General features: G+C 35.5%; 15 protein-coding genes, 1 other RNA gene and 4 pseudogenes. 14 read left to right on the top strand and 6 right to left on the bottom strand.

Features of this window, described 5'->3' with window-relative positions; genetic code table 11:
• Positions 1-79 precede the first annotated feature (79 nt).
• Complete coding sequence (gene petA, locus WKH12_RS04120) at positions 80-679, top strand: ubiquinol-cytochrome c reductase iron-sulfur subunit (protein WP_264731315.1); 600 nt, start codon at positions 80-82, stop codon at positions 677-679.
• A gap of 17 nt (positions 680-696) precedes the next feature.
• Here the strand turns inward: petA and priA are convergent, their stop codons facing one another.
• The gene (gene priA, locus WKH12_RS04115) at positions 697-2700 is read right to left on the bottom strand and encodes a replication restart helicase PriA (RefSeq protein WP_434732076.1); all 2004 of its coding nucleotides are present in this window, start codon (positions 2698-2700) and stop codon (positions 697-699) included.
• Between the two features lie 93 nt (positions 2701-2793).
• On the opposite strand from priA, the gene WKH12_RS04110 reads away from it, so the two are divergent.
• A complete protein-coding gene (locus WKH12_RS04110; RefSeq protein ID WP_434732075.1) occupies positions 2794-4227 on the top strand; it encodes an ankyrin repeat domain-containing protein in 1434 nt (477 codons plus the stop codon).
• A gap of 396 nt (positions 4228-4623) precedes the next feature.
• Here WKH12_RS04110 and WKH12_RS04105 read toward each other — a convergent pair.
• A pseudogene (locus WKH12_RS04105) lies at positions 4624-4837 on the bottom strand (IS110 family transposase); the annotation flags it as partial.
• Between the two features lie 156 nt (positions 4838-4993).
• Here WKH12_RS04105 and WKH12_RS04100 point away from each other — a divergent pair.
• Positions 4994-5635 (top strand): hypothetical protein, encoded by a 642-nt coding sequence (locus WKH12_RS04100; RefSeq protein ID WP_434732074.1) that lies wholly within the window; start codon positions 4994-4996, stop codon positions 5633-5635.
• Positions 5636-5664: 29 nt separating this feature from the next.
• Here WKH12_RS04100 and WKH12_RS04095 read toward each other — a convergent pair.
• Positions 5665-6679, bottom strand: a protein-coding gene (locus WKH12_RS04095; RefSeq protein ID WP_434732009.1) for an IS630 family transposase whose coding sequence is annotated in 2 segments (ribosomal slippage) — positions 5665-6213 and positions 6215-6679 — 1014 coding nt in all. Because the reading frame shifts where the segments join, the coding sequence is not laid out codon by codon here.
• A gap of 184 nt (positions 6680-6863) precedes the next feature.
• A pseudogene (locus WKH12_RS04090) lies at positions 6864-7048 on the bottom strand (hypothetical protein); the annotation flags it as partial.
• 85 nt (positions 7049-7133) lie between these two features.
• On the opposite strand from WKH12_RS04090, the pseudogene WKH12_RS04085 reads away from it, so the two are divergent.
• The 11 genes and pseudogenes from WKH12_RS04085 to fumC all read left to right on the top strand — a co-directional run.
• Positions 7134-7267: pseudogene (locus WKH12_RS04085) on the top strand (IS3 family transposase); the annotation flags it as partial.
• Between the two features lie 103 nt (positions 7268-7370).
• Positions 7371-7706: a transfer-messenger RNA gene (ssrA, locus tag WKH12_RS04080) on the top strand.
• Positions 7707-7728: 22 nt separating this feature from the next.
• A complete protein-coding gene (locus WKH12_RS04075) occupies positions 7729-8166 on the top strand; it encodes a ClpXP protease specificity-enhancing factor SspB (protein WP_006279412.1) in 438 nt (145 codons plus the stop codon).
• A gap of 209 nt (positions 8167-8375) precedes the next feature.
• The gene (locus WKH12_RS04070) at positions 8376-8597 is read left to right on the top strand and encodes a hypothetical protein (RefSeq protein WP_253309905.1); all 222 of its coding nucleotides are present in this window, start codon (positions 8376-8378) and stop codon (positions 8595-8597) included.
• Positions 8578-8889: a type II toxin-antitoxin system RelE family toxin gene (locus WKH12_RS04065; RefSeq protein WP_264687877.1), complete on the top strand. Its 312-nt coding sequence runs from the start codon at positions 8578-8580 to the stop codon at positions 8887-8889. Before WKH12_RS04070 ends, WKH12_RS04065 begins: the two co-directional genes overlap by 20 nt.
• A gap of 142 nt (positions 8890-9031) precedes the next feature.
• Positions 9032-9310 carry a YggT family protein gene (locus WKH12_RS04060; RefSeq protein ID WP_006279515.1) on the top strand — a complete coding sequence of 93 codons (279 nt, stop codon included), beginning with the start codon at positions 9032-9034 and terminating at the stop codon, positions 9308-9310.
• Complete coding sequence (locus WKH12_RS04055) at positions 9311-11434, top strand: DNA translocase FtsK (RefSeq protein WP_434732073.1); 2124 nt, start codon at positions 9311-9313, stop codon at positions 11432-11434.
• Positions 11435-11586: 152 nt separating this feature from the next.
• On the top strand, positions 11587-12102 hold the full coding sequence (locus tag WKH12_RS04050; protein WP_434732072.1) for a hypothetical protein: 516 nt from the start codon (positions 11587-11589) through the stop codon (positions 12100-12102).
• Positions 12103-12302: 200 nt separating this feature from the next.
• Positions 12303-12923 (top strand): TRP75-related protein, encoded by a 621-nt coding sequence (locus WKH12_RS04045; RefSeq protein ID WP_253309909.1) that lies wholly within the window; start codon positions 12303-12305, stop codon positions 12921-12923.
• A 17-nt stretch (positions 12924-12940) separates the two neighbouring features.
• Positions 12941-14221: a flavodoxin-dependent (E)-4-hydroxy-3-methylbut-2-enyl-diphosphate synthase gene (ispG, locus tag WKH12_RS04040; RefSeq protein WP_434732071.1), complete on the top strand. Its 1281-nt coding sequence runs from the start codon at positions 12941-12943 to the stop codon at positions 14219-14221.
• An 810-nt stretch (positions 14222-15031) separates the two neighbouring features.
• Positions 15032-16426 (top strand): class II fumarate hydratase, encoded by a 1395-nt coding sequence (fumC, locus tag WKH12_RS04035; protein ID WP_434732070.1) that lies wholly within the window; start codon positions 15032-15034, stop codon positions 16424-16426.
• A gap of 210 nt (positions 16427-16636) precedes the next feature.
• Here fumC and tnpC read toward each other — a convergent pair whose 3' ends face one another.
• Together tnpC and WKH12_RS04025 are read right to left on the bottom strand one after the other, a co-directional pair.
• Positions 16637-17935: an IS66 family transposase gene (gene tnpC / locus WKH12_RS04030; RefSeq protein WP_434732069.1), complete on the bottom strand. Its 1299-nt coding sequence runs from the start codon at positions 17933-17935 to the stop codon at positions 16637-16639.
• Positions 17936-18016: 81 nt separating this feature from the next.
• A pseudogene (locus tag WKH12_RS04025) lies at positions 18017-18190 on the bottom strand (IS4-like element ISWosp8 family transposase); the annotation flags it as partial.
• Between the last annotated feature and the right edge of the window lie 83 nt (positions 18191-18273).

Raw genomic sequence — 18273 nt, 5'->3', positions numbered from 1 at the left:
TAAACAAAAAGCGCAAGTTTTTGTTGATTAATACGCAGTATTTAATTTAAAATATATACTTATGGCTAAGTAGAGATCAATGGACAAAAATTTAACTAAAAATAAAAAACCACTGGCAAACAAAGAGGATAAAAAAACACCTCCTGTTAAAGATCTTACTAAAAATAAGAGTAGGAGAGATTTTATAACATTAACTACATGCGCTATGGCAGGTATAGGAGCTGCAAGTGGACTTTGGCCACTGGTTAAGTCTATGAATCCTTCTGCTGAAGTTTTAGCAACTTCCACAGTGGAGGTGAATTTGTCTGGAATTCAGGAAGGACACGGAGTAAAAGTAAAGTGGCAAGGTAAACCAGTATTCATTCGTAGACGCACAAAGCAAGAAATTGAGGCTGCAAGAGCTGTGAATGTGAAGAGCTTGAGGGATCCTCAATTAGATGAGCAGAGAGTATACGAAGGAAAAGACGAATGGTTAATTATGCTTGGAATATGTACACATCTTGGGTGTGTGCCGATTGATCACGCTACAAAAGATGGTAACGGTTGGTTCTGCCCTTGCCACGGTTCATATTATGACACATCAGGCCGAGTAATTGGGGGTCCTGCACCAAAAAATATGGTTGTACCTGATTATTTTTTTCCCAGTGAGAATGTTGTGGTAATTGGCAAGAAGGCTTAACGGATACAATAAACTCGTTAAAAAAAACTCACAGGATCAACATCTATTATCACTGCAATACTCGAATTCAAGTTACAATTTTTAATCCAATATTTCAGCTTTTTTTGTATGGATAGACTGTGCTTATTGTGTATTTTTAGCAACACCCTATACCGATACTTATTATTTAAGAAATTTATTGCTGCTGGTGATGGACCAAGAATTTCAAATTCCTTTTTGTCTGCACTTACATTTTTTTCCTGAATACAAGTAGTTGAGCTACTTGGATGACGGAGAAGAGATTTTACTATTTCATTCGCTGCTTTTTGTGTCGCAATCTGATTCTTACCACAAATTATAAGCGCTATTAATCTGCTAAATGGTGGCATTTTGGCTTCGTGTCTTGACTTAAGTTCAATTTCATAAAATGAGTCCCTTTTTTGATGTAGCAATGCTTTTATTATTGAACTTTCAGGATTATTGGTTTGCACTATTACCATTCCTTTTTCATTGAACCTTCCTGACCTGCCTGCAACTTGGTGCAACAATTGATACGTCTTTTCTGCTGCTCTTAAATCAGAATTTTCGAGACTCAAATCTGCATTCATTACTCCAACCAAAGTTAATTTAGGAAAATTGTGCCCCTTAGCAATTATTTGTGTGCCGATTATAATGTTCACCTCTTCTTTCAGTACCAAGTCAATTACGTTACTAACCGACTTCTGATCGCTGCTTATCATCGCAGTTTTTGCGTTTGGTATTAATTTCACCATTTCTTCAAGTAACCTTTCAATTCCTACGCCATAAAGGGAAAATGACTGTTCACTCTGGCAATCAGAGCATTTTTCTGGGAGTTTTAATTGATAAGAGCAATGATGGCACAAAAGAGCATTTTTTTTCTTGTGATATGTAAGCCAAACAGCACAATTTAAGCAGGAAATTTTATATCCACACTTTTTACAAACTGCCAGTTGTGCATACCCTCGGCGGTTTAAAAAGAGCATAACCTGCTGTTTTTTCTCTATGGTTTGTTTGATGCTTTCAAAAAGCTCAGAGGAGATCCATTGCTTGTTGTTCCTCATATCTACTACTTTAATGAGTGGCAATTCTGCACCACCGAATCGCTTGGTTAGCTTTACATGATTGTAATTCCCGCTTTTAACATGATGAATCGTTTCAAGCAGTGGAGTTGCTGATGATAAAATAATCGGAATATTTTCAAATTTGGCTAAGATTATCGCCATATCTCGAGCATTATATATAATTCCCTGTTCTTGTTTAAAAGATGAGTCGTGCTCTTCATCAATGATAATCAATTTTAGGTTTTTATAAGGCAAAAAAAGCGCTGACCGTGCACCAATAATTATCTGCGCATTTCCACTTGCTATATTGAGCCAATTATTCCGGCGAGTTTTTGGAGTGAGCCCTGAGTGCCATTCAACTAAGTTTTTTGATATCTGACCGCGAACACGATTTACCAATTGTGAAGTTAAAACAATCTCAGGTAGGAGGATTAAAATTTGTGCACTGTTTACAGTTTCTACCAATTTTGCAATTGCGGATAAGTAAACTTCCGTTTTTCCAGATCCTGTCTCACCGTCAAGCAAAGTCACTGAATATTCGTTCAAATTGCTTATTATTTCATCACTAGCTACCTGCTGTTCAGGGCTTAATTGGCAACTTATTTCACTTTTTTCCTGCTTCTGCTTAGCACAAATCAATTTGTCTATTTGGTTTACTTTTAGCACTCCTCCCATTATCACTTTGGCAAGCATACCAATAGGTATTAAGTTATACTGCGCAACCCACTCTGCAAATGCGATCAATTTTGGTCTAATATTTGGTAAATCGATTTTTTGCTCAATAAATTTTAATGCTCGACCACTCTTGTCACTATATTTCCAAACTATTCCGATCAAGCGTTTTTTGCCAAATGGCACCACTACGTAATCTCCAAGTAAAATCTCAGTATTTTCCTCAATTGCATACGAAAATAACTGATCAATTGGAAGTGGTAGTAATACATCAACTGTTCTTGTCATAGCAGCCTAAGTTTAGCACTGTTTTGAAAATATTCGTTTGACTTTTGTGGATTAAACTGGTATAGCATTATACTAAATTAATTTGATTGGGGGGTGAGTATTATTCCAAAAACACGTAAAGAGGCATTCAAAGTATTAGGATTGTCAGAGAGTGCAAGCACAGAAAAGATTAAGAAGGCATATCACAAGCTTGCATTGCAATGGCATCCCGACAAATGGTCAGGTAAAAGCCAAGAAGAGCAAAAGACAGCAACAGAAAAGTTTAAAGAAATATCAGTAGCATATAAAATATCAATAGGCGAGATAACTGAAGAATTCGTTAGCCAACAGCCTAATGATGATTGGATTAACAACGTGGCTGAATATTGTAAAAACTGGGCAAAAGAACTTCTTAGAGAACGCTACGGCTCACATCTAAGTGAAGAAGAGGTTGATTTATTTAAGGCTCTTGATGATAAAGATCTAGCCAAGACAAAAATTTTGTTAGAAAAAGTCAAAAATATCAATTCACAAACCAGAATGTTTGATTTATGGACTGGGAAGTCAATATTGCACTACATTGTACAAAATTCCTGCAGCAATTTTGAATCAGGTTGGATAGAGCTACTTGAAGAAGTTTTATCAAAGTATAGCGCTAACAATTCAATATCAGCTCATAATAGCAGTGTCGAGCCATGCTCACAACTTAACGCAATAGATGTTAATATTTTGATGGAAGTTATGGGCACCCCTTTACATATTGCATGTAATCTAGGTAATCTTGATGTCATAAGTATGCTTCTAAAGCATGGAGCAGATCCTAATACATGTAGTGTATCTCAATATACACCGCTGTATCATGCTCTACAAAACAGACAAGATGATGTTGTTAAGGTACTGTTTGAACACGGTGCTGAAATTGGTGTAGGTATAGAAGAAAATTTAATTATCAACGATATTATAAAATATAGTCAGAGTACAGTAGAAATGCTTTTACTGTATGCATCTAATAGGCAAAAAAGTAAGATGTTACAATTTATTGCTTACCGTGATAGTGTGGAAACTGATAATGATAATGATATTGAAATTGCAAAATTACTATTGAAGGCAGGCGCTGACCCTAAATTTTGTGGTCAAGAAAAAAAGGGGGAGTCAAACGCCAGTGCATCATTTTGGGCCAACTTTAAGAAGAAAAGTAAGCTTGTAAAATTATTTAATGAACACAAAGAAAAAGCAACTAACAATAACTTACATACAGTGGAAAAGCAAAGTGCTCAGCCACCTATAACAGATAATAAGAATCATCATTCTCCACAAAAACAAGCTTCAGGAATTTCCCCAAGAGTTATAGGCTTAGCATTATTATTTGGTGCTGTAGGAGCTACACTAGTTGCAATAGGAATTATACCTGAGATTATTGCTATCGGAGTAATTGCAACTGCTGTATTATTAGGAATTGCAGGTGCAGCATTAGGTGGTATAGTAGGGTATCTTACAGACATAACAGTAAACAAATGTCATAGCAAAGCTGTTATGAAAGTTGCGTAACTAACAACTAATGTCATTCAAATAGCTCGTCTAGGCATGTTTTTTTCTGGATTCTATAGTATTTTCTAAAACGAATGATAAACGTCTAAAATGGTATTACCAACTAAAAGGTGTAAGTCTGTACATTGATGCATTAGAGGTCTGAGGCGACTTTTGATGGTGTGCCAACAATGCTCTATCGGATTTAGATCTTACTATTACCCACAAATATAAATGTTTGTTGCATAGCTCTTAATGGCATAACTTTTGCTTGAAATAACTGTTTATATGGTGCAATTTACAGCTTTTAGTTGCTAAAATTATAACTCTTAGTTTAATAATTTTAATCCAATAAGCTTTCAGGTTAATAAAATTAAATTATTTGAGTAAATACAATACTATGTTTTTATTTGTGGGTAATAGTAAGTCTTTTACCCCATCGTTTTTTGCGATGAATTCAGCATATTTTTCCAACAGTTTTGCATCTAATTTATCGGTTTTTGCAAAGTGATTGCAGGCTTTTGCAAATGCATATGCCCGATTTGGGTGAGCTCTATGAACAGCTATGTTATACAACTTTATTACAAGTTTCTCATAACCTCCTGTTTACACATAACTTAACAAATACGTTAGCTTGTCTACCTATTTTGCCGTTCTGCTGAACGGATACATCCGAGTAGCACATCCTTTACTTTGTAGGTATACTTTTTTTGACATGCGGTTATATCTTTTTTAATATAAAGGATATATACTTATGCATTATATATTTTTTTGTATGAGGAGTTATATGAAAATGAAGAGATTATGCGTTTTGGCTGTGTTGCTTACTTCATCTCTAGCAGGTGCAGCTAATAATAGTGCAAGTAAGTCAGAAGATCAGTACTATGCAGGTTTAAACTTTGGTGCTGGATGGGGTGGTGGCTTTGTAATGAAACCTAGCGTTGTTTTTGGTTATCATCATGACAAAAACTCTAAGTTTGAACTTGAGGTTCTTGCTAACATGAGTGATATTGCTAATAAGGATACAAGGAAAATAGGGGCTAGCTTATTGGCAAATTATCGTTATTACCCTGACCTTGATATTGATCCCGTTAAACTATATGTCAGTGGAGGTTTAGGAGGATACTTACAAGTAATACCTTTTGGCTTTGGTGAAGGTGGTAAAAGCAAAGATTCAAAACCTCAAGATCCAGGAGCTACCACTACTTCGAGTGCAGGTGAGGTTACTGGAGATGCTGCAGAGGAGGCATCTGTAGTAGATAAAATACTGGGTTCTATTTCCTATAAACTGAAGGTCGGTGTTGATTATGAAATTGCTCCACAGATAGTTGGTGCAGTTGGTATTGCTGCAGGCGGGCAACTAAGTGGTATAAAAGCATTACAAATACCAGATGCAACTCTGGAGGTAGGAATACGTTATAATTTTTAATGCTGCTAAATTGTAACTTATACCAAATCTCATAAATAAGTAGGCAAATAACTCACAGAACAAATGGTTTTGATCGAACTTTCCGTAATATTACGAATGAATGCACATACAGTATCCTCCAATAAACTAACAGAGTCATATATTCTATTTTTAATGAGATTGTCTTTCAAATATTGCCATAAACGCTCTACTGGATTTAACTCTGGTGAATATGGAGGTAAATAGATTAAGGTAATATTTTGTGGTATTTTTAAACCTTTGGATCTATGCCATCCTGCACAATCCACAACAAGAAATGCCTCCCTTGTTCCTAAATATTGTGACATCTGCTCAAGGAATATATTCATACAATCAGTATTGACGTTTGGTACGAATAAGCTAGAACTCTCTCGATTTCTAGGATTAACTGCACTATAGAGATAAAAGTTTTGCCTACCTAATTTTACCTTAACCTGTGTCCTAATGCCTTTTTTAAACCACCCGTGTCCAATCTTTGAATGTGTGCCAAACCGCGACTCATCGAAGAAAAATAGCTCTTTTTCGGGATACGTGACAATAGTTTCATTAAGATTTTTTTTTAAACTCTTCTTGTTTATTTTTATCCTGTTTATTGTGCACAGGCCTTGGAGTAATATACGAAAAACCTAACTTTTGCATCAGTCTATGTGCTGTAGACTTACTTACCTCAATAGAAAACATTTTCTCAATTATGATTTTTAATTTCTTAGCCGTTAGGTTGGCTCCTTCTTCTGCTATGACATTTTTAATTTCTTCTTGCTGCTTGTAGCTCAACTTCGGCTTTACTCCACGTCCTGGTTGTATTTTAAACGCATTGACTCCTCCTTCCTTAAATCTTGTAATCCACTTCATCAATGTAGTTCTAGTAATTCGGTATATTTGAGCAACTTTTGTTATTCCATATTCTTTTGCAGATATTATTGCCTGTAATCTTCTTCCTATCTCTCCTCTTATGCCGTGCTTCTTTAATTCCAGGTTACACTTATTATATAATTCTTCTCCTATTGCTTTACTTTTTCCTGCCATAACTCCCCACTAATTCTTAAATTATTCTATTTTAGAAATTTTTCTTTATTCCTCTATTTATTTTTAGGAATTGGTATTAGTTCATAAAGGTAGAGACAATGTTGAGGATGAAATAAACAGCATTGAAAAAATCTGGAAATATATGAGATACTTTTCGAATATGGTTTTGAATGCTAACTATAGATTAAAAAAATAACAAGAAAAAGGGTAAACTCCAGTATTTGTAACCGTTCACGGATTGTGAGAATGAATAAGGAACTAGGTCCAAAGTGTGATGGTATGGATTTAGTATAAATAATTCAGGATGCTTGTGTCCACTGGTTACATATAAATTCATAAGGTTTTGAGAGTTTTGAGTCTTTTTGCGTGATATAACAAAGTTGTAAAGGTGTAACCATAATTCCTCCTTCGATGGCAATTTCTTATATATCATACCATCACACTTTGGAACTGTACACCTAAGCACTCTGTTCAACAAGCTAGAACTGCTATATTTGAATACATAGAAATTTTTACAAAAAACAGCGTAGGCATTCTGCTATTAATTATTGCATTCCTGAACATTGTGATTCATTATTCTTTTTGTAAAAAATTTTCTTAACTTTCTCTCCACTTTTTCTGGGTAAGGTCACAGAATTTTTTACTGGAAATCTTAATTTTGTCTTAGCAATAAATCAACTTAAGGTCATAATATCTTGAAATTTATTTAATGTTGCTATATAATAGCTATGTACATTTTGTGTACTATAGCAATAAAATCACCCTGTAATAGGTGTATTGGACCCGAGGGCAGTACTCGGCGCCTCCACCATATTTTTAATTTATATGGGGGCGAATAAGGATCGACATGCATAGTAAAGATGGTAGTTTTGCTCGGTTAGACACCACCGCTAAGAGTTCATAATTTAAATGCAAACGATAATTTTGCTGCTGAAGACAATGATGCAATAGCTGCTTAATTTAAGCACTATAACTTCATTGCTATAAGCACGGTTCAGGGAACGCCGGGTAACAGAAGTTCCCCAAAAATTTACGTATGTGGAAGTTATATGGAGCAAACAGATTACAAAAAATTGCTTAATTCTGCCAAGTTTCAAGTTATCAAAAAGACTTTAGATGTTATATCAGGTAATGGTTTTATCCCTCATTTAGAAATATTATTTTTCACATATTTTAATGGTGTGACCATGCCAGATCGTTTGAAAAAGTCATACCCCACTCAAATGCTTATTATATTACAGCATCAATTCTATGATTTAAAAGTTTCTGAGGATAAATTTAGCGTCAGTTTGAGTTTTCAAGGAAAACAAGAGCGAATTACTATACCGTTTTTTGCTATTAGTGAGTTTCGTGATAAAATTTCAGGAGATGTTTTAATATTTGACAAAATCAGTATCGATTCTGATAAAGAATACAAAAGTGAAAAATGTACTGAAAAATTATCAAACGGTAGTATTATATCCATAGATCAACTGCGTGATGAGTAATTGCTCATCTTTGTAAACAAAAAATATTAATAGAAAAAAGTGGTCTAACTTAAGTAATAGAATAGAGGAATACTATCGTAGACAAATATGCTAAATCTTTAATTGTTTGTTAACGCAGGTGGCAGAATTTTTCTTACATATCATCAACTTTCTTTATTGAAAAATTCAGAAAAATGTTGTATAATTGTTAGTAGAATTTGGTAAAACATATGGCAGATTCAGGAATTAGTATAACTTTTGACCCAAAAACTTCGCAGCATCTTGTTGAACTAGCTAGAGCCACTAAGCAGTCTGTTCAAAAATTAACAGAAAAGCTAGTCAAGGAAGCAATCGAACTTGAAGCGGAAGATATTGCATTTTCCAAAATTATTAGGGAGTTAAATGCTGATGATGCAGAAGAAGTAGAGGATAGTGAAGACATCTGGAAATAAGCGATACACCATTAAATATCTAAAGCATGTTCTTAAAAGAAATTTGCCTTTCTTGCCGAAAGATGTAAAGCCAAGTATTAAAGACGCAATAAAAAAGTATCTTGAGATTGATCCTATTGGTAACGGTGTGTTGCTACGCAAGAGATTAAAGGGACATAGAAGAATAAAAGTTGCTGATGATTACCGTATTGTCTATCGTGTAAATACTGCAAAACGTATAGTAATTATTGTTTCAATAGGACACAGGGACAATATTTACAAGCAGGCAATATTGGACCTACTGAAACATTAAATATATTTTATACAGCCCTCCTTCCTCCTACCTTAGGTGCAGCTCAAAAAATGAAGTTTTTTTTGGTTCAGCAAAAACAACATTTTGAGTTTGAAAAGGCTAAATACTTGTCTTTATTATAACTTTCGTGTAATAGATATGCATGCATCCAATTATATATCTACTCAACACGTTACTTGATCTTTATAGCTTCATTCTAATATGTTGGGTTGTCTTAAACTGGCTGGTTAAACTTAATATGGTGAACATATATAATGAAACTGTCAGTAGCATAATGCACATCTTGAACCAATTGACATATCCACCACTAAAGATTATTAGAAGATATATACCACCGTTCAATGGATTAGATTTATCTATAATGATATTGCTAATAACAATTCACTTTGTAAAATATACAGTAGCTTACTACTTTAGGTAGATGTTAAAAAAATATCTAAAATCAGCAATATATCTATCCCTTTTAATATATGTATATATATCAGTTTTTAGCTACAACTATAAAGATCCTTCCTTAAACACGGCTACAAATAAGGAAGTGACAAATTTAGGTGGAATAGTAGGTTCATATTTAGCTGATATATTGGTTCAATTTCTTGGATTAACTAGTGTTACAATAGCTACAACCATAGTTTACTTGTTGATCTTCAGGCCAGCAAAAATACTGCTGAAAATTCTCTATTTAATATTAATCAATTTAGGGGTATGTGCTATATTACCACAACTTTCGCTAGGCATCACTGCAAGGTACAGACACAGTGGAATAATAGGGAATGCACTCGTTAATAACTGCCCATTTTATGTATTTGTGATAGTAACATCAATAGGTCTTGTAGGATCGGTTGGTTGGAAGAGAGCAATTTACTCTCTATTCTTCTTATGTAAAAAAATAGCTTGCTTATTTGTAAATGTTCCATTCTTCAGATCACATAAAACTGCTGAATATTCAGTTGCACCATTAGTAGTAGAAGAAAAACATAGAACTAAAATCACTACTAAACAACAACCAAAAGAAAGACAGAAAAAAGCTACCGAAGAAATTTTTAAACCTTCCAGTGAGTTCGAGTTTCCAAGCATTCATTTACTTTCTAAAGCAGAGGAGTCTTTGCAGAGAAAGCAGCTGAATGAAATGGAGAGCAATAAAAATTTATCTCTGCTGGAACAAGTCCTGAGTGATTTTGGCGTGCAAGGAAAAATTATCAGTGTATGCTATGGGCCGGTTGTGACTTTATACAAACTTGAACCACAAGCTGGTACGAAATCTGCAAGAGTAATTGGCCTTGCAGATGACATTGCACGTTCGATGAGTGCACTCTCTGCACGTATTTCAATAATTCGTGGGCAAAATGCTATGGGAATAGAGTTGCCGAACAAGGAACGAGAAATTGTAATGCTGCGTGATTTGCTTGAATCACCAGAATACCAGAATGCAAACTTAAATCTCCCAATTGCCCTTGGCAAAGAAATAAGTGGAAAACCAGTTATTGCAGATCTGACTAAAATGCCCCACTTGCTCGTTGCTGGAACCACAGGGTCGGGTAAATCAGTTGCGATTAACACTATGATTCTTTCGCTCGTTTATCGATTAAGTCCTGATGAATGTAAGATGATAATGATCGACCCAAAAATGCTTGAGCTTTCAATATATGATGCAATACCGCACCTAATGGCGCCAGTAGTAACAGAGCCAAAAAAGGCTGTTATCGCTCTTAAGTGGATAGTGAAAGAAATGGAAAATCGCTATCGCATGATGTCGTATTTAAATGTACGCAATGTAATAAACTATAACCAAAAAATCACAGAAGCAATGAATAGTGGAATAGAATTGGAGCGCGTTGTGCAGATTGGCTTTAACTCAACAACAGGCAAACCTTTGTTTGAAAAAATACCAATCAAGATGGAGACATTTCCGTATATTGTAGTGATCGTGGATGAAATGGCAGATTTGATGCTTGTTGCCGGCAAAGAGATAGAGTGCTCTATTCAACGTTTAGCTCAGATGGCTCGTGCTGCAGGAATACACATCATAATGGCAACACAACGCCCATCTGTGGATGTGATCACAGGTGTGATAAAGGCGAACTTTCCAACGAGAATCAGTTTTGCTGTTACTTCTAAGATAGATAGCCGTACAATACTTGGCGAACAAGGAGCTGAACAATTGCTCGGTATGGGTGATATGCTCTATATGGCCTCTGGTGGTAAGATCATTCGAGTTCACGGCCCATTTGTAAGTGATAATGAGGTGCAAGATATAGTTGATCATCTAAAAATGCAAGGTGAGCCAAATTATATGGAGGAAATCACCAAAGAAGATGAAAATTCTTCTGTGGAATCAGAAAGTGAAACAGAGGATGAAGAAAACGACCTCTACAATCAAGCAGTGGCCATCATTCAAAGAGATCAAAAAGTTTCAACCAGTTACATTCAGCGACAACTTAGAATAGGCTATAACAGAGCTGCAAATATTGTTGAAAGAATGGAAAAAGAAGGAATTGTCAGCTCTCCAAATTACTCAGGAAAGAGAGAGATATTGGTTGAATAACAGGGCTTCTTTCTTAACTTAAGTTTCTACACCCTCAAAAAGCAAGTCAAACAAAATTATTAAAAGATCAATACATAATAACAGTTGATTTAATACTAATTTAAGTACTAAGAACGTACAATAGTAATATATTAATTAATTAGGGGGTAAAAATGTCAACAAATTGGCTTCATGATTTGTTATTCGGTTCTAGTGAATCGACAATAAAAGCACTAGAAAAACTTCAACAGATGGATGCTGAGCAGTTTCAAAAGGCATTCAGTGCACTAGAAAAATTGCAAAAAGGTCAACAGATCAATGCTGATCAACTTCAAATTGCATTTAGCAGGTTAGAGGAATTGCAGGCAGCTCAAAAGATCGATGCTGGACGGTTCGAAAGTATACAAAAGTATTTAGACGGTTTGCAAGAAAGACTCGCAGACGTGGAAGAAAAAGTGGAAACACTCACAGAAACAGTAGCAGATCAAGAAAAAACACTACTAATTTGTGCCATAGTCATTGCTGTTGCCGCAATAGCGATAACTTCTTTTGTTGCATTCTGCATCTATCAGGGAGTTAAGCTTGATAAGGAAAAGAAAAACGACTTGTCTAAAGATACGCCAGACACAAAACTTGATGGAAACAATATCGCTAGTCATGAAACACCACTGATTGACTTATTAAGTTGATGACGCTCTTTTTGTAAAGGTGTTACGCAACTTGTAACACCTTACTCTTCTCTTAGCCTATGTAGGTTTTTTTGATAGCAAATATATCACTTTTTAGAAAAATATTTGTAACATATTATTGTAAAGTTAGTAAAGATTCTGGTTTACTTAAAGTTCGTTAATTGCTATCTTTTAAAACACGATATTTACTATAGCACCATATGCTTAGGGTTTTTTCTAAAGTTTTATTTATATTAATGTTTTTGGTTTCTAGCTTTTTTACTGTGCATAGTGCTGAAGCTAAATCTAAGCTCAGTAAGAGATACATACCTCCTGGTAACCCTGGTGGTGCAAACTTTCATACAGATGAGGATTTTGCTGAGTCATATAAACTGTATGAGAAGCGTAGGGAATTGCTCAAGAAAAAAAAGTCACAAGATCGAGCTATAAATAAAGAAGATCTAATCAAAAAATTAAAAGAGAAAAAAATTGCTAGTCTTGATAATGAGCCAAATGACATGGAAGCGTGCATAGTCGACGATGAAGAGAGCGCTATGATAAATCAGCATGGTATTAATATCGCACGTTTAAAGGGTGCTGTATTTATAGATCAAGAGCCAGTTTCCCAGTATGAAAGCGAGCAGCATGAAAGTGAACAACAAGAAGGGAAGAAAGTTACTTCAACACGAGAAAAAAAAGTTTCTCCTATAAATGTCACTATAAAAGAAAATCCATCAAGAAAAACGTGCTCACATGATTCTATTGCTAATTTGGATAACGTAGATGCTTATAGTTTGAATGGTTCGAGTTCATTTGGCAGCGTAGCTGACACAGTAAAATAGTATCACAATTAATAAGTATGCTAGATAAAGATCTAATATTGAATGATAAAGCATATGAATTATCGCCAATTTCCAGGCACAAAACTCATGTTGTAGAAGTTGGAAAAGTAAAGATAGGTGGAAATAATCCTATAGTCGTACAATCTATGGCGCTTGGTGTGCATATAGATTCTGATGATATAAAAAGTAGCGCAAAACATTATGCAAAAGAGATAACAGAACTAGCGCGTGCAGGTTCAGAATTGGTGCGAATTGCCTTGAACTCAGAGGAGGTAGCAAGAGCAATACCTTATATAGTAGAAGAGATAAATAAAGAAGGTTTTGACGGTAAAATATTGGTAGGCTGCGGTCAATATGAGCTAGATAAATTAGTTCAAGATTATCCAGACAACATCAAAATGCTGGGTAAAATTAGAATCAATCCAGGCAATATAGGCTTTGGCGACAAACGTGATGAGAAATTTGAAAGGGTGATAGAGTATGCAATAATGCACGATCTTCCTGTTAGAATTGGGGTAAATTGGGGTAGTCTTGATAAATACCTTTTACAAAAACTGATGGATGAAAACTCTTCGCTTAGTAATGTAAGGCCTTCTGATGTTATACTGCGCAAAGCACTTGTAATGTCTGCTCTTGATAGTGCAAAAAAAGCTGAAGAAATTGGTCTAAATTCAAACAAAATAATCATTTCATGTAAAGTTAGCAAAGTACAAGATTTAATTTTAGTTTATACGGCACTTGCAAAATCTTCCAATTATGCGCTGCATTTGGGTTTAACTGAGGCTGGTATGGGCAATAAAGGTGTGGTAAATACCGCAGCAGGGCTTACTTATTTATTGCAAAATGGCATTGGAGATACAATACGGGCTTCTTTGACTCAACGTCCTGGTGAATTGCGTACTAATGAAGTGGTGGTGTGTCAGGAAATATTGCAATCTATAGGCTTGCGACACTTTAACCCTCAGGTTAATTCATGTCCTGGTTGTGGGCGCACAAGTAGCGATCGTTTTCGTATATTAACTGAAGAAGTGAATGGCTATATAAAAACTCATATGCCGATGTGGAAGAAAAAAAATCCAGGTGTAGAGCATATGAACATTGCTGTTATGGGATGCATAGTAAATGGTCCTGGAGAAAGCAAACACGCAAATTTGGGAATCAGCTTGCCTGGATATGGAGAAAAACCTGTTTCAGCAGTCTACAAAGACGGCAAGTATTTCAAAACTTTACAAGGTGATAATGTCTCTGAAGAATTTAAGGCAATTATTGATAATTATGTGAAGGAGCATTACACGTAACCTTTCACGGTTAATTAATAGATAAATCGCAAATAAAAAAGAAAATTAAACCTTGTTTTTCTTTTTTCGCTATTAATATATTTATAACACAATTGAGTTTAAATAGTTGGTATGAAAAGCTTTTTACGAAATTTCTTGCACTATCTTCTGTCATCCCAGTGCTTGACACTGGGATCCATATCTTTTTTTCTCTGGTCACGCGCTGGAATGACACCCAGGACGTGGTGTAATAGTTGTACAAGAATCCTACTAACTTTACTATTAATTCTATTTCCACTTTTAGCATCATCTATAAGTATTGAGGACATCGAAGAAAATTGCGATTACGAATATTACCCTAAATTAGATTCTTCTTCTGCTGATGAGTTACACGTTATAAAGCGAAATTATTATAGATACGGTGAGGAATTAAAAATACTAGCAGATGAGAGGATAAAGGAGATCACTTTAGGCACTAGTGATAAATAATTGTAACCAGACTGCATTCTGTGATTTTTAGCAAAACACGATCTTTCATTTGAGCTTTCTTCAATTTAAAGTAAATACAGAAAATTGCTGCCTATAGCTGAACTGACCTTACCCAGAAAAAGTGGAGAGAAAGTTTGGAATGTTTTTTACAAAGAGAATAAACTATTTGCCATATTTTGAAAAAACGTTTTATTTTACTCCAAAAACGTCTTAACTTTCTCTCTACTTTTTCTGGGTAAGGTCACACTTGACTACTTGGATCTAGTATGATTTAATTAACCAAGAAGTAGACATGAAAAAATTATGTAGTGAACCAGTTTGCATGACGCTAAGAAGGAAAATATGGATAGAAAAACGAGAATAGAATCAGACAGCTTAGGGGAAGTAAAAGTACCAAGTGAACATTACTGGGGAGCGCAGACTCAACGTTCTTTAGAAAATTTTAAGATTGGCACAGAAAAAATGCCAGAGCCTCTGATTAAAGCATTAGCAATAGTAAAACTTGCAGCAGCACGTGTTAACATGAAGCAGGGTAGCATAGATAATAAGGTAGGGGACGCAATCTGCGCAGCCGCAAGGGAAGTAATAGATGGCAAATTTAATAATGAATTTCCGCTTGTTGTTTGGCAAACCGGATCCGGAACGCAGACTAATATGAATATGAATGAAGTGATCAGCAATCGCGCAATAGAGATTTTAGGTGGTAATTTGGGTAGTAAATCTCCGATACATCCAAACGACCATGTGAATTATGGTCAGTCATCAAATGACACCTTTCCAACAGCAATGCATATAGCAGCAGCAGAGCAAATAAACTGCTTGCTTATTCCAAATCTTGAAAAATTGCATAAGGTGCTGGATAATAAGGGTCAGGAATTTAAAAATATAATAAAAGTAGGACGTACTCACTTACAAGATGCAACGCCCCTAACACTGGGACAGGAGTTTTCTGGCTATGCAGCCCAGATTAAAAAGGGGATAGAGAGAGTAAAATTAACTTTAAGTGGTATATACGAGCTTGCACAAGGTGGCACTGCGGTTGGCACAGGACTCAATACTAAAAAGGGTTTTGCTGAAGATTTTTCAAGCAAAGTTGCAGAAATTACTAATCTTCCATTTACTTCAGCAGGCAATAAATTTGAAGCGCTAGCAGCAAACGATGCTTTAGTTGAGCTCAGTGGAACACTCAATACAGTAGCAGTCAGTTTAATGAAAATTGCAAATGATATAAGGTTGCTTGGTTCTGGTCCAAGATGTGGAATTGGGGAAATAATGTTACCGGAAAATGAGCCTGGTTCTTCAATTATGCCAGGTAAAGTGAATCCAACTCAGTGTGAAGCAGTAACTATGGTGTGCACTCAAGTTATGGGAAATCATGTTGCTGTGACCATTAGTGGTTCAAACGGTCATTTTGAATTGAATGTGTTTAAGCCAGTGATAATTTACAATGTTTTGCAGTCTATAAGACTTTTAGCTGATGCAAGTTTAAATTTTACAGAAAAATGTGTAGTTGGTATTAAGGCAAATGAAGAGAGGATAAAAGATTTACTGAATCAGTCGTTAATGTTGGTCACTATATTAAATACGCATATAGGGTATGACAATGCAGCAAAAATAGCGAAGCTTGCTTATAAAGAAAATATCACTCTAAAAGAAGCAGCAGCAAAACTTCAACTGCTCACTGAGGAGGAGTTTGAAAGGATAGTGAAACCAGAAGAAATGGTGAATTATTTGTAACCGTTGGGAGTGTTAAATAAACCATACGCGTCAAGTTAAGAGGTATCCGTTCAGCCAATGGCGTCAACTTAAGAGCCTCCATTAGCAAACTCTCCTAAAAACATGATGGCGTTTGGGCTTATCTACCTTATTGTGGCTGCCCTGGTCGAATTTTAACTTTAGCACGCATGCTTAAAAAGGGCGTAACCGTTCACGGATTGTGAGAATGAATTAAAGAACTAAGCAGTGACAGCTACTAGATTCTGTAGCTTTTGAAAGGGGTTCTGGCCAGGTGAAAAAGCTGTTTTTACGATAAATTACGTACCGTCTAATTTGCCGTTCTGCAAGGTTATTAGTTGTTTCTATCACTTCAGGTTTTCTTAAAAACTTCCACATCATATCCTCAGATCGTAACATCTTAGCGGCCATTCTTGAAGCTTGAGTACTATTTGCAACCCTCGTCATTTTACGTAAAAAATGTTTTACCCTTTTCCGAATTTTTCGCACCAGTCGATAAAATCTCAAATTATCTATCAAATTTTGTTTTTTTGCCTTATCTACTACAAACACCTTATTGCTGAGCGATTTTAGTGCTTGGCCAATTTTGCTCACTTCAACATTTTTACTATGGGCAAATCTCTCAAAATCTCTTGCCAGATGTGCCCAACATATCTGTCTATTTTCACGATTGAAGTAATTGTATACAGCGTATCTATCGCTCACAACTATACCATCATATTCTGGCAGTAAACTCTTCAACACCTTCTTACCACGAGACTCGCTTACCTTCAGAAGTGTCAACGCTTTGTTTGTTATTACCCAACTCCAGCCTCTCTTTCCTTGATTTCTGTGCCCTGTTTCGTCTATATGCAAATACTCGCTTCCTTGCAACTCTTCCTTCATTTTCTCATATTCAGATGCACACTTCTTCGATACCCTGCGTTCAGTATTTGAGACTAAACCAAGGCTTATATTTAGATTAAAAATACTGCCCAAAATTTGCTGTACCTCTCTTTTTGAGTTAATAAAAAAGCCGCTAAGGCTGCTTATAACTGTTTTAGCATTGGGTCCTAGAAAATCTCTTGCAACACCTTCGGGTAAATTTGCTGTAATTCTTTTATTACATACTCTACAATCTCCTCTTTGCAACCTGTACTCAGTTACAATTGGCTTAATTTCTGGCAACTCTGCCTTCTGATGAATAATTTCATCTTCTAAAGTAATCTTACCTCCACACATACAAATTGTATCAATTGTGCATCTCACTACCTCGTCTGCAGCCATTAATTCACGCTTATGCACCTTATGTCCTGGCTGACCTCCTGGTTTTTTATCACTTTTCTTTTTTGCTTTCTTACGATATATATCTCGTGATGGTGGCAGCGATGAATTTTGCGAATTTAAGCCCAATTTGTCTTCTAATTCAACTATTTTTGCTTTCAAGCTATCATTTTCTCTGATCAGTGCTTTTATTTCTTCCTTGAGATTAGCGTTTTCTGCTACAACCTTTTCTTGCAGCACTGTTGTCATTTACCCATTCCATATTTAGCTTCCTATCTCTTTACACTTTTATACTTACTTTGTAAACCACCTTATCTCCGTGAACGGTTACATAAGTACTTGATAAAGTTTCTGCCTCATTACACCAAATAAAACTGAAAAATTTAAACGATACTCAGTAATTTGATCTGGGTTCCAAGGCCCTTGTGCATCACACATATGAAGCGATAATATATTACACATAACTAAGTTCGCCCAAAATTCTTGTAATACAGCCTCTAGGTGTATGGTCCCATAATTCCTCCTTTGATGGTATTGTTTTCTCATATTTTATCATACCATCACACTCTGGGACTGTACACCAGGAA

The sequence above is a fragment of the Wolbachia endosymbiont of Zygogramma bicolorata genome (assembly GCF_051130665.1).
GTDB lineage: Bacteria > Pseudomonadota > Alphaproteobacteria > Rickettsiales > Anaplasmataceae > Wolbachia.
The sequence above is the reverse complement of the archived record's forward strand: the minus strand, read 5'-3'. Positions and strand labels throughout refer to the sequence as shown.

Bases quoted from the DNA above. Each gene is read 5' to 3' on its own strand.
- petA (WP_264731315.1), top strand. From the start codon at position 80: ATGGACAAAAATTTAACTAAAAATAAAAAACCACTGGCAAACAAAGAG.
- priA (WP_434732076.1), bottom strand. From the start codon at position 2,700: ATGACAAGAACAGTTGATGTATTACTACCACTTCCAATTGATCAGTTA.
- WKH12_RS04100 (WP_434732074.1), top strand. From the start codon at position 4,994: ATGAAAATGAAGAGATTATGCGTTTTGGCTGTGTTGCTTACTTCATCT.
- WKH12_RS04075 (WP_006279412.1), top strand. From the start codon at position 7,729: ATGGAGCAAACAGATTACAAAAAATTGCTTAATTCTGCCAAGTTTCAA.
- WKH12_RS04070 (WP_253309905.1), top strand. From the start codon at position 8,376: ATGGCAGATTCAGGAATTAGTATAACTTTTGACCCAAAAACTTCGCAG.
- WKH12_RS04060 (WP_006279515.1), top strand. From the start codon at position 9,032: ATGCATCCAATTATATATCTACTCAACACGTTACTTGATCTTTATAGC.
- WKH12_RS04055 (WP_434732073.1), top strand. From the start codon at position 9,311: ATGTTAAAAAAATATCTAAAATCAGCAATATATCTATCCCTTTTAATA.
- WKH12_RS04050 (WP_434732072.1), top strand. From the start codon at position 11,587: ATGTCAACAAATTGGCTTCATGATTTGTTATTCGGTTCTAGTGAATCG.
- WKH12_RS04045 (WP_253309909.1), top strand. From the start codon at position 12,303: ATGCTTAGGGTTTTTTCTAAAGTTTTATTTATATTAATGTTTTTGGTT.
- ispG (WP_434732071.1), top strand. From the start codon at position 12,941: ATGCTAGATAAAGATCTAATATTGAATGATAAAGCATATGAATTATCG.
- fumC (WP_434732070.1), top strand. From the start codon at position 15,032: ATGGATAGAAAAACGAGAATAGAATCAGACAGCTTAGGGGAAGTAAAA.
- tnpC (WP_434732069.1), bottom strand. From the start codon at position 17,935: ATGACAACAGTGCTGCAAGAAAAGGTTGTAGCAGAAAACGCTAATCTC.